10 protein-coding genes are annotated in these 12,253 nt (G+C 37.3%); 2 read left to right on the top strand and 8 right to left on the bottom strand.

Features of this window, described 5'->3' with window-relative positions; translation table 11 throughout:
- Positions 1–2: 2 nt before the first annotated feature.
- Genes ACYQZV_RS05940 through dnaE form a run of 7 tightly spaced genes read right to left on the bottom strand, consistent with a single transcriptional unit; the run spans position 3 to position 8,286 of the window.
- On the bottom strand, positions 3–290 hold the full coding sequence (locus ACYQZV_RS05940; protein WP_459894026.1) for a DUF2103 domain-containing protein: 288 nt from the start codon (positions 288–290) through the stop codon (positions 3–5).
- Positions 287–886 carry a histidine phosphatase family protein gene (locus ACYQZV_RS05935; RefSeq protein ID WP_459894025.1) on the bottom strand — a complete coding sequence of 200 codons (600 nt, stop codon included), beginning with the start codon at positions 884–886 and terminating at the stop codon, positions 287–289. Before ACYQZV_RS05935 ends, ACYQZV_RS05940 begins: the two co-directional genes overlap by 4 nt.
- 30 nt (positions 887–916) lie before the next feature.
- Positions 917–1,699: a phosphate ABC transporter ATP-binding protein PstB gene (gene pstB / locus ACYQZV_RS05930; protein WP_459894024.1), complete on the bottom strand. Its 783-nt coding sequence runs from the start codon at positions 1,697–1,699 to the stop codon at positions 917–919.
- A 12-nt stretch (positions 1,700–1,711) separates the two neighbouring features.
- Complete coding sequence (gene pstA, locus ACYQZV_RS05925; RefSeq protein WP_459894058.1) at positions 1,712–2,608, bottom strand: phosphate ABC transporter permease PstA; 897 nt, start codon at positions 2,606–2,608, stop codon at positions 1,712–1,714.
- Positions 2,596–3,591 carry a phosphate ABC transporter permease subunit PstC gene (gene pstC / locus ACYQZV_RS05920; RefSeq protein ID WP_459894023.1) on the bottom strand — a complete coding sequence of 332 codons (996 nt, stop codon included), beginning with the start codon at positions 3,589–3,591 and terminating at the stop codon, positions 2,596–2,598. The genes pstA and pstC overlap by 13 nt, the downstream gene beginning before the upstream one ends.
- A gap of 31 nt (positions 3,592–3,622) precedes the next feature.
- On the bottom strand, positions 3,623–4,633 hold the full coding sequence (gene pstS / locus ACYQZV_RS05915) for a phosphate ABC transporter substrate-binding protein PstS (RefSeq protein ID WP_459894022.1): 1,011 nt from the start codon (positions 4,631–4,633) through the stop codon (positions 3,623–3,625).
- Between the two features lie 56 nt (positions 4,634–4,689).
- The gene (dnaE, locus tag ACYQZV_RS05910) at positions 4,690–8,286 is read right to left on the bottom strand and encodes a DNA polymerase III subunit alpha (protein WP_459894021.1); all 3,597 of its coding nucleotides are present in this window, start codon (positions 8,284–8,286) and stop codon (positions 4,690–4,692) included.
- 148 nt (positions 8,287–8,434) lie between these two features.
- Between dnaE and ACYQZV_RS05905 the strand changes: the two genes are divergently transcribed.
- Together ACYQZV_RS05905 and ACYQZV_RS05900 are read left to right on the top strand one after the other, a co-directional pair.
- Positions 8,435–9,799: a dihydrolipoyl dehydrogenase gene (locus ACYQZV_RS05905; RefSeq protein ID WP_459894020.1), complete on the top strand. Its 1,365-nt coding sequence runs from the start codon at positions 8,435–8,437 to the stop codon at positions 9,797–9,799.
- A 48-nt stretch (positions 9,800–9,847) separates the two neighbouring features.
- Positions 9,848–11,209 (top strand): TatD family hydrolase, encoded by a 1,362-nt coding sequence (locus tag ACYQZV_RS05900; RefSeq protein ID WP_459894019.1) that lies wholly within the window; start codon positions 9,848–9,850, stop codon positions 11,207–11,209.
- On the opposite strand, the gene ACYQZV_RS05895 is transcribed toward ACYQZV_RS05900, so the two are convergent.
- A complete protein-coding gene (locus ACYQZV_RS05895) occupies positions 11,201–12,244 on the bottom strand; it encodes a PHP domain-containing protein (RefSeq protein WP_459894018.1) in 1,044 nt (347 codons plus the stop codon). The genes ACYQZV_RS05900 and ACYQZV_RS05895 overlap by 9 nt on opposite strands.
- Positions 12,245–12,253 lie beyond the last annotated feature (9 nt).

Genomic DNA, 12,253 nt, shown 5'->3' with positions numbered 1-12,253 from the left:
AATTACTCCTTGTATAGGTTTTCAAAGGCATTTTTAAAAGTCTCTTTGTCAGAACAAACTACAAACACTTCTTGTACAGATGTGCCGTTTTTGTATAAAAGCTTAAAACCAGAAGACGTTTCATATTGCAAAAACAAACCCTTAGAACCGCGCCCTTTGTTGTTTCTAAATATCCTTCCTGGTATCACAGCTTCTACTATCTCCATCTCCAAAACAGGCCTTATATACTTATCGAACCCTTCTAACGTATGATGTTCAAGCTTTAGTTTGCCTTTTCTATATTTACTCATAAAAGATGACAGGTGTTGTTGAGGTATTCTACATAGAATCTATCTTCTACAAGTCTTAACTTTGAAACACCCGTGTTGTCTGTGTGTATGTTCCAAAGGGGAGCTTTAAAACCTGTAGCCTCCATAATAAAACCGTGGATAAACCCACCGTGAGATACTACGGCTATTTGTTCGTGTTTTTGGGATTTTATTATATCTATAAACTCCCTTACTCTTTTTAGAAAAGATTCTTTGGGCTCTTGGGTAGGTAAAGGGTTTTCAAGAGGGTCCTTAGACCATGCCATCATCATGTCTTTGTAATCTCTAAACATGTCTAAAAAGTTTTTACCCTCCAATTCTCCAAAGGATATCTCTCTTATGCGAGGTTCTACGATGAGCTCTTTGTTTAGGGCTTTTGATAAAAAGATTGCGGTTTTTAAAGCTCTTTTCTGGAAGGATGTGTATATAACATCTATTTTTTTATTTTTAAAAGCCAAAGACAAAAGCTTTGCTTGTATATATCCAAGAGGTGTTAGTTCGCTGTCTAAGCTTCCTTGAAATACACCCTTTTCGTTGTATTCACTTTGAGCATGTCTTATAAGGTATATATGTTTCATCGCTTGTATATTTTAGCATAAAAGAGCCCCTTATCCAAATCTACCGGTTATGTAATCTTCTGTAAGTTTTTCTTTTGGATTTGTAAAGATGGTTTCAGTTTTATCAAACTCCACAAGTTTACCAAGGTACATAAAAGCTGTGTAGTCTCCTATACGAGCCGCTTGTTGCATATTGTGCGTTACTATAACTATAGCCATTCTTTTTTTGAGTTCTATGATAAGTTCTTCTATTTTAGCGGTAGATATAGGGTCAAGAGCGGATGTTGGCTCGTCAAACAACAACACTTCAGGGTTCACCGCTATAGCTCTTGCTATTACAAGGCGTTGTTGTTGACCACCTGATAAAGAGAAAGCGTTTTCATGTAGTCTATTGCCCACTTCATCCCATAGGGCTGCCATTTTAATAGCCGCTTCTACCCTATCTTTTAATTCTGTTTTATTGTTTATGCCCATAAGCCTAAGACCGAAAGCTACATTTTCAAATATTGACATAGGAAACGGCGTTGGCTTTTGAAAAACCATACCTATTCTGCTTCTTAATATAATTAAATCTGTAGACTTTGATAAAATGTTTTGGTTGTCAAATATGATTTCTCCTTCATACTTTATACCTGGGTAAAGGTCGTGCATACGGTTTAGGCATCTTAGGAGCGTAGTTTTACCGCATCCACTCGGTCCTATAAGAGCAGTTACCTTTTTGTCTGGTATTGGTATATTTATATTTTCTAAGGCCGGTTTTAACCCCTTTTTATAGTAAAAATTTAGATTTCTTATATCGATTTTGGCATTTTCTATGGCTATTACGCTACTCATAATATCGCTCCTCTATCCTTTGTTTATTTTAGTTATACGTCTTGCCACGTACATAAACGGTGCCGTGAAAGAACCGCCGTGTACCAAGTATTTAGCCACTATGACAGCCAACAAGACTCCCAGCGTGAGGACAAATCCAGCTGCCCATGCTTGCTCATGCCACTCATGGTATGGTCCTGTGGCATATATAAATATTGTTATTGTAAGAGTAGCCATAGGTTTTAAAAGATTGAAAGTAGTATGGTCGTTGTTAAAGGATGTAAAAAGAAGGGGTGCAGCTTCACCAGCCATCCTTGCAAGCCCAAGTATCACACCTGTGAGTATACCAGTCTTGGCAGCTCTCATAGTAACTTTTTTTATAACGTAATGCTTGTAAGCACCTAAAGCATAGGCGGCTTCTCGCATCTCTTTTGGTACAAGCTTTAGCATTTCATCTGTGGCTATTGTGATATAAGGAAGCGATAGTATAGAAAGCGCCACTGAGCCAGATAAACCGTTAAAACTATGAAGTGGTGCTACCAGGATTACATATACGGCAGCACCTATTACTATAGCTGGCATTGATATAACTATATCAGCCAAGTTCCTTATAAACATTGCCCACCAAGTACCTCTACCATACTCTGCCAAAAAGATACCAGCCATTATACCTATTGGCGTACCTATAAAGGCAGCTATAGTGGTTATAAGAAATTGCCCTATAAAAGCCATCCTAAGACCACCACCTGGCATTCCTGGTGGGGCTGGGTCTTGTGTAAAGAAATCAAGATTTAAATATTCATAACCGTGATATATTATAGATACTAATATCCAGCCTAAAAACACAATACCGTAAAGTGCAGCTAACGTAGATAAAATCATTATTATATTGCTTTTTATAACTCTTGCTTTTATCCTTACGTTTTCCATCTTCTTTCCAATCTCCATACTATAAATTTTGCTATTGCAAGGGTGCTAAAAGATATGGTAAGAAGTATTAAAGCAAGATAAAATAAGGCCGATAAGTAAAGGTGTGTCATCGCTTCTGTAAACTCGTCTGCTAAAGTCACCGTTATGGTGGTTACAGAGTTTAACAAAGAAAGCATATCCAAAAAGCTTCCTGGGTTGTGGTTGTTTCCGTTTACAAAAGATACTGCCATAGTCTCACCGAGCGCTCTACCTATGGCAAATATACCGGCTCCAAAAATACCAGAAGATACATAAGGCATGACCACTTTTCTTATCACTTCCCATCTTGTAGCACCAAGCCCATAAGCCGACTCTTTTACTACTTCTGGTACCAATGAGAAGGCGTCTTTTACAAGAGATGACATAAAAGGTGTAATCATAATAGAAAGTATTACAGCCGTAGTAAGAGTGTCTATCCCAATACCGGGGCCGTTGAATAAAAACCCTACGACAGGCAAATTAGCGAGATGGTCAAGTATCCATGGTTCTACATGGTTTTGCATAACCGGTGCCAATACAAAAAGCCCCCACATGCCGTATATAACGGTTGGTATTGCTGCTAAAAGCTCAATAGCGGTTGTTACTATAGGTTTTAACCAGTGAGGTGCAAGCTCTGTTATGTAAATTGCAACACCTATGCTTATAGGGGCTGCAAAAATAAAAGCCCATATTGTAACGTATATAGAGCCAAAAAGAGGGGTAAAAGCTCCAAAATGATTGTCCACAGCATCCCAGCTTTTGCTGGTGATAAAGTGCCATACGCCAAAGGTTTTTATAGCAGGGTACGCTTCTATAAAAAGAACGACAAAAACCATTATAACTACAAGAGGTATCAAAGCCGCTGCGCTAAAGGCTGCTATCTTAAATAAAACATTACCTACCTTGCCGTTTCTTTTCATAGGAAGAGCGGGGCGTACAGCCCCGCTATCTTTTAATTCTATCATAATTCTAGCTTTTAGTTATTACCAACTTAAATTACCAGCTTAAACCATTTTTCTTCCAAGAAGCCATTATGTCTTTTTTCACAAAATCTGGAAGGGTTATGTAGTCAAGAGCTCTTAGGTCAGCATCACCGTGATTAAACACCCAAGTATAGTATTGTAACACGTAAGAGTTTGTATTTTTACCTTTTGGAAGCAAAATAAAGGTAGGACCTTCTATAGGATATGAATATTTACCTGGAGGATTTGGAAGTTCCATATAGAAGTCGTTTTTCATAGCTTCGTTCCAATTTGCTTGTTTGGCGGCAGCTATCATGGTTTGCATTGTAGGGGCCACCCACCAACCAGCTTTGTTTTCAAGTACTGCTACGTTAAAGTGATTTTGCTTAAAATAAGCATACTCTACGTAACCTATAGCGCCTCTAACCCTCATTATATAGTTCGTGACTCCTTCAGAGCCTTTTCCACCTATACCTACTGGCCATGGTACAGATGTGTTGAAACCTATCTTGTGAGCCCATTCAGGACAAACCTTTGTAAGATAGTTTGTAAATATCCAAGTGGTACCAGAACCATCAGCTCTGTGGACTGGTGTAATAGGGATGTGTGGTAAGTTTAATCTTGGATTTGTGGCTTTTATCTCGGGGTCGTCCCAGTATCTTACTTTACCTAAGTATATATCGCATATTTGCTTACCGGTAAGATGAAGCTGATAGTTGCCAACGCCCGGTATGTTGTAGCCCATTACAACACCACCTATGGCATCGGGCCATTGGATTAGACCTCTTTGTTTTAACTCTGCTGGTTTTAACGGAGCGTCTGATGCGCCAAAGTCAATGGTTCTTTTTGTAGCTTGGAGTATACCACCACCAGAGCCTATGCCTTGGTAGTTTACGTGGTTACCTGTGGCTTGTCTAAAATGAAGAGCCCATCTTTGCATGACTGGTTCTATAAAGGTAGAACCTGCTCCGGTTATAGTCCAAGCCATTGCGCCTTGCAAGCTACTAGCAAATATAGCCAACGCTAACACTTTTCTTAACTTCATATAAACCTCCTTACGTTTTGATGCTTTTATTATAAAAAACTATTGTTAATTTTTTGTTAAGATGCTAGAGAAAACTCTATGCCATGTTTGCTTAGCTCATCTATGAGGTTTTTTGAAAGCACCACTTCTTTGGAGGTTTGGACCAAGGCTTTGTAATATGTGGTATCAAGTTCTAAAAGCACTTTTTGAGTTTTCATGATATCTTTGCTATCGTAAGGTTGTGAGCCGTATTTGTCCAACAAGAGCTTCAGTTTTTCTATAAAACCGTTCTTTGCCTTGTCTTCGTCTATTTTTAAGGTAATGGTGTTGTATTGATTTAAAAGAGAATCAATAGAATATATGTTGTTTGCCACTATCTTAATGCTCTCGTTTTCAATGTCTATATCAAGGGTACCTTTTACCACCACTACCTCGTCCTCTTTTATGATATTTTCGGAAGAGATATATCTATCTGGAAATACTACCACCTCCACTATATCGGTTTTGTCTATTAGATTGAATATTGCCATATATGTACCATTTTTTGTCTTTTTTATCTGCAAATCGCTTATAACTCCAGCAAGCGTATACTCTTTTCCTATGTCATCCTGAACGACATCGTCTATGTCTTCTATGTTCGTTATGTTGTTTATATGGGAAAGAACCCATTGATATTTATCAAGCGGATGACCAGAGATGTAAAAGCCAAGCACCTCTTTTTCAAGTTTCAATATGTCTAAACCAGGGGCAGGCTTGTAATCCGTTAACGACTTATCAGTAGGTTGTTGGGTTTTTACACCAAAAAGAGACCTTTGGGCTACGTTGGATACATCTTGAGAATTTAAAAGCCTTGTTAGAAACTCTTCTCTATTTTTGTATCCGCTTTTTTCTATAATGCTATCGAATGCACCTGCTTTTGAAAGAGCTTCCAACACCTTTTTATTTACTTTTCTATTGTCTGTGTTTTTGGTAAAATCCTGAAAACTTATGAAATCTCTACCTATTTTTTCTTGTATAGATTTTATGTGTATTGCCGTGTCTTCACCAACGCCTTTTATTCTGCCAAGCCCAAACCTTATATGCTTTTCAGTTTCTATCTTAAAATCCACAGAAGACTTGTTTATATCTGGTGGCAATACGTTTATGCCAAAAGATTTTGCATCTTTTATGAGGTTTATAAACTTTTTGTCCGAGTTCTCTGTAGAGAATTTTACTGTGTAAAATTCATCTGGAAAATAAAGCTTCATATAAGCGGTCCAGAAAGATATGTAGCCGTAAGCCACTGAGTGAGATTTGTTAAAGGAATATGAGGCAAACTCTTCTATTTCAGACCAAAGTTTTTCTATCTTTTCTTTTGGATAACCTCTATCGCAACTTCTTTTTATGAAGTCGTCTTTTATTTTAGCCATGAGGTCTGCTTTTTTCTTGCCTATGGCTTTTCTTAAGTTATCGGCTTCTCCCATGCTAAAGCCAGCTAATATGTTTGATATGAACATTATTTGCTCTTGATAAACAATAAGACCATAAGTCTCCTTCAATACCTCTTCAAGCTCTTCAAACTCGTACTCTATCTTTTCTCTGCCTAGCTTTCTGTTTATAAACTTATCTACCATGCCACTTTTTATTGGGCCTGGCCTGTAAAGAGCTAAAGCAGCTACTATATCTTCAAATCTATCTGGTTTTAGGCGTTTGATAAGCTCACGCATACCCTTTGACTCTAGTTGAAATACACCTATAGTGTTGCCTGTGGACAGAAAGTCGTAAATTTCTTTGTTGTTAAAATCCAAAGACAAGAAATCTATTTCTATACCTTTGTTATGTTTTACAAGTTCTTTCATCTTCCATAGCTCTGTAAGGGTTTTGAGCCCAAGAAAATCCATTTTAACAAGCCCAAGCTCCTCCAAGTGTGCCATATCGTATTGAGTGGCTATGTTTCCTGATTCTTCATCTTTTATAGATTTGTCAAGATAAAGTGGCGCAAGTTCTATAAGAGGCTTTGGAGCTATCACTATGCCAGCGGCATGCAAAGATGTATGTCTTGTAAGACCCTCTAGTTTTATAGATATCTCTACAAGCTCTTTTATTTGTGGGTCTTTTTTTGCAAGTTCTCTAAACTTTTTTACGTTATCTTCAATGTCCCCCCTATGTCCGTATCTTTCCATCAATTCTTCTATAGGTGTTATATACATTTCTTCGAGGCTTAACCACGTACCTTGCACGTTGCCTTGAGGGATAAGTTTTGCCAAAACATCTGCGTCTTTGTAGGCCATACCCATAGCTCTCGCAACATCTCTTAGGGTTTGCTTGGCCTTCATAGTGTTGTAAGTGATTATCTGGGCTACGGAATCTTTGCCGTATTTTTCTTTGACATATTCTATAACCTTGTCTCTATTGTCCATACAAAAGTCTACATCTATGTCCGGCATTGATATACGTTCTGGGTTTAGAAACCTTTCAAAGATGAGCCCGTGTTTCAAAGGGTCTACGTCAGTAATGTTTAATGCAAAAGCTACCAACGAGCCAGCAGCCGAGCCTCTTCCGGGGCCCACTGGTATGTTGTTTGATTTTGACCAGTTTATAAAGTCAGATACTATAAGAAAATAACTATCAAACCCCATATTTTTAATAACGTCAAGTTCGTAGTTTAGCCTATCCCAATATTCTTTTTCTGGTATTTCCTTGCTCGTTTGTGACTTTTGTATGCGGCTTTTAAGACCATTTATAGCTAACTCTCTTAAATAGTCCGATATATTTACATTTAAGGCTTCTTGTTTTAAAAACTCTGGAAACTTGTATGATTTATCTTCAAAAATGCTTAAAGAATCTGAAATCTTTTCTGAGATTTCTACAGTGTTAAGAAGGGCTTTTTCCCAACCGTCCCATTTTCCTTCAAACTTTTTATACATCTCCTCATAAGAGGCAAAGTGCATACCCTCATAGTGCCCAAAGGCATCTTCTCCAAGCTCTTGAAGGGTTTTCTTCATCTGTATTGCCATCAATACGTTGTGGGCTTTCAAGTCCTCTTCTAAAAGATAATGACAATCGTTGGTGGCGGCAAATTTGACGTTATACTTCTTCGCTATTTCTATAAGCGTCTTGTTGGCAGTTTCCTGAGCGGGTATATGGTTTGATTGAAGTTCAAGGTAAAGATCATCTCCAAATATATCTTTGAATTTTTTTACCCACGAATAAGCCATCTCTTCGTTGCCTTGGGCAGCGTAAAAAGTGGGTACGCCCTTAAGACAAGCGGTGAGTGCAATGAGTCCTTCGGAGTATTGTTCTAAAACCTCATAATCTATCCTTGGTTTGTAGTAAAAGCCTTCTACAAATGCTATAGAAGAGAGCTTCATAAGATTTTGAAGACCGGTGTCATTTTTTGCTAAAAGTATGATGTGATGGTTTATTCTGTCGGTTATGTTGTCTTCTGTGCCTTTGCCCTTGCGTTCAGTCCTTTTCCCAGTGGTAAAATAGGCTTCCATACCTATTATAGGTTTTATTCCGTTTGCCTTCATCTCTTTGTAAAAGCTCATAGTACCAAATAGATTTCCATGGTCTGTAATAGCCACCGCTTTATAACCGTATTCTTTCGCCTTTTTTGCCAAATCCTTTATTTTTATGGCTCCGTCCAAAAGTGAATATTGAGTGTGAAGATGAAGATGCACAAAATCCTTCATAGATTTGATTATATTTATAATTTGGCTATTTAGTGGGTCTTTTGAGGCTTTATTGTAAAGGTATTCTAAGCTTTTTTTTCATAAGTATATAGCGTTTTTAGTTTTTGAAATTTATAAAATCTTAACATTAGAGTATTATAATAATCTTATGGGATACATAGAAACTGATGTGCTTACAATTGGTGCTGGAGGAGGAGCCTATCCAGGGGCTTTTAGGTTGGCTAGAGCCGGGTTTGATGTAATAATGGTGGACAAGAAGGGGGTGATGAGCGGTAATTGTTTAGCGGAAGGGTGCGTACCATCAAAAGCTATAAGAGAGCAAATACACACTTATCTTAGGTTTAGGGCTTTTAGCGGTATAGAAAATCCTATAGATTATAAAAAGATAATAGCCAAAAAAGACGAGGTACAACATACGAGGTATAGGCTTCACGAAGAGGAGTTAAAAGCGTATAAAAACCTTAGGCTTTTAAAAGGTGTAGCCCGTTTTAAAGATGAACACACGATAATAGTAGAAAACGATAAGGGAGAAGATACTATAAAAGCAAAGCATATAATAATAGCGTCTGGGGCTGATGTGTTTGTGCCACCTATAAAAGGGAAAGAATACGCTATAACAAGTACAGATATATATAAGCTAAATCCAAATCTTAATTATATACCAAAGGATTTTGCCATAGTAGGTGGTGGGTACATAGGTTTAGAAACAGCCTTTTACTTTGCAAACATGGGTTCTAACGTTTATATATTTGAGAGACTTGATACTGTCTTAGCTGGTATAGACAAATACGCCACCGAAACCCTTTTAAGGTTTTTACCTAAAAATATAAAGATATTTACATCTGTAGAAGTAGAGGAGATAGCTCTAAAAGACAAGAAAAAGGCAATTTCTTACAAAGAAGGTGATACTGTCAAAGTTTTAGAAGTGGATGAGGTGCTTTTGGCAGTGGGAAGGCGACCTGTGATACCGGAGGGAGCCGATAAATTTTTACATATAAATAAAGCCATAGAGATAAACAACGCTTGCCAAACAAATATACCACATATATACGCTTCTGGTGATGTAAACGGTAAAGTGCCCCTTTTCCATGCAGCTATAAGACAGTCTATGATTTGTGCTTACAACATTATGGCCAACAATACACCCGTTGACTACGCTGATTTTGAAAATGTGCCTTTTACTGTTTTTACAATACCAGCCATGTCTTTTGTAGGTATTACCAAAGAAAAAGCTGAAAAGCTTGGCATTGATATAGTGGAGACGAGCTTTGACTTAAAAGAAGACTCAAGGGCTGAGATATATTCTGAAGAAGGGGAGTTAAAGCTATTTTTTGATGCTAAAAGCCTAAAACTTATAGGTGCCTACATAGTGGGTATAGATGCTGAACAGCTTGTATCTCATATTGGGCTAGCAATAAAGCTCGGGGCTAGCGCAAAAGACTTGGCAGAGTTTCAAGACCAGCATCCTATGACCCAAGAGTGTATATCAAAAGCTGCTAGAAAGCTATTTTGACTGTCTTACTTCATAGCGTATTTTAAAATTGTATATAGCTTTTAAGACATGATAGATACTCACTGTCATTTGGATTTGTTGGAAAAAGAGGACTTTGAAGAGGCTATAAACGATAAGTCTTTGGAATACCTAATTACCATAGGTTTTGATAAGAAGACCTGTGAAAATGCCGTAGAGATAGCTTCAAAATACGACAAAGTATATTGTGCTGTGGGTTTTCATCCAAACGATGTGGTAGATTTGACAGAAAAAGATATATTGTGGCTTGAAGAACTTGCCAAATCAAACAAAAAAGTAAAAGCTATAGGTGAGATAGGCTTAGATTACTATAGGTCTCATGATTTGAAAGACAAGCAAATTGAGTATTTTAATATACAGCTAGAGCTTGCTAAAAAACTTGGTCTTCCAGTGGTTATACATTCAAGAGACGCTGAAGAAGATACCGTAAAAGTGCTTGAAAAACATAAAAACGTAGGTGGGGTGCTTCATTGTTTTAGCGGTTCTGTGGATTTTATGAGAAAAGGCGTGGAGCTTGGTTTTTACATATCTTATTCTGGCAACATCACTTTTAAAAATGCCCAAAGCTTGAGAGAAGTAGTATCCAAAACCCCCACTTACAGGCTTTTGATAGAAACAGACAGCCCTTGGCTTGCACCAACGCCTCATAGAGGTAAGAAAAATAAACCCTCTTACATATGGTATACTGCCAAAGTGATGAGCGAGCTTATACCAAATTCAAGCGTTGAAGATATCGACAGGACTACATCTGCCAACGCCAAACTTTGTTTTAATTTAGGTTTTGATACGAACAAAGATACTATCACATATGTTATAAACAACAAGCTCTATATAAACCCCACCAACAAATGCAACCTTCATTGTAGATTTTGCGAAAGGGAAAGGGATAGAAACTTTATGGTAAAGGGTTATTGGGTTTGGGTAAAAAGAGACCCAAGCGCTGAAGACATCATAAAAGAGATAGAAAATCCAAACATATACGATGAGGTTGTGTTCTGTGGATATGGAGAGCCCACTCTTAGAATGGACGTCATCAAAAAAGTAGCCTCTTACGTAAAATCAAAATCAAACACAAAAGTTAGAGTAGACACCAACGGCCTTTATCTTGCTTTTGGTAAAAAAGAAGATTTGAAAGAACTGAAGGGTCTTGTGGACACTTTTTCTATAAGCCTAAACGCCTCTGATGAAAACACCTACAACGAAGTTTGTAGACCCCCTTACAAAAACGCATTTTACCTTTTGATAGAGTTTATAAAGACTGTTAAAGAGCTTGGTTTTGAAGTGATAACCACCGCCGTTACGTATCCCGGTGTTGACATAGATGCCACCGAAAAGCTTGCCAACGAGCTTGGCACAACCTTTAGAAAAAGAGAGTGGGAAGTCTTAGGGTAATATTATGTTTGAAATAGCTATGGGTCTTACACCAAAGTAGATGTTTTTTATATTAAACATAAACGAGTAAGCTATTATAAAAGATGGTTTTTTTGGCTTTTGAAAAACACCATAGCTTCCCAAACAGGTTTTTGTGGGCATACCCTCTTCATATAGTATAGAAAAGCTGTTTTCATAAGGAAGATAAGCAAACAATGTGTCCTCTTCCTCAAAGAAAAAAGAAGGTCTATCCACAAAAGATATGACGGTGTTTCCTTTTTTAATATTTTCTATTATATCCTTTTTGGTTTTTATTGGGCTTTTAGAAAAAGCGAAGTTTCTAAGCATACCAAAAGACCATTTGTAAGAGGGTATTAAAAGTCTGATGCCCACTTCTCTTACATAGATTTTTACATGATGATCAAGCCCTCCTATTACAGGGTTTTTCCAACCTTGCTCAAAATATTTTTTTACATAAAACTCAGGTGTCAAAGCCGGTGAGAAAAATCTGTATATTCTTTTTTTAAGAAAAATCTTTGGTATTATAGAACCTATATACCGCCAAAACATAGAGTACTTTGATTTTATAACAGCATCCCTTAGGTCTATTAGCTCTACCACCAAGTCTTTGGTTTTTTCCAAACGCCATATGTATTTTTTCTTAAAAGGATGTGCCACCACCTTTAATTCATCCACGCTTATGAGACTTCCTACTATGCCGTTTTCGTTGGTAATTTTTTCTTCTTTTCCCACAACGATATGTTCGTTTTCAAAACATTTATAATGGGTGTTTTCGTGGTCTGTGATAATTACGTAATCTATAGCCTCTTCTTTTCTACTCATCTCTATATCTTCTGGTTTTCCCAAAGAGTCGTAAGAAAACTGCGTATGTATATGGAAAACAAAAGACTTCACATAAAAGCTTGGCGGGTCTATGGGATTTGCTTTATATACATTTTTTAGGCTTTTAATAGGAAGGATAAAAAATAAAAGTTCTAATACACCAAATGCTAGTATAAAAGCGTATATACCTATTATTACAAAAAGAATCCACACCTTTAAAAT

The organism is Hydrogenobaculum acidophilum (genome assembly GCF_054656715.1).
This window is presented reverse-complemented; position numbering and strand designations above follow the sequence as displayed.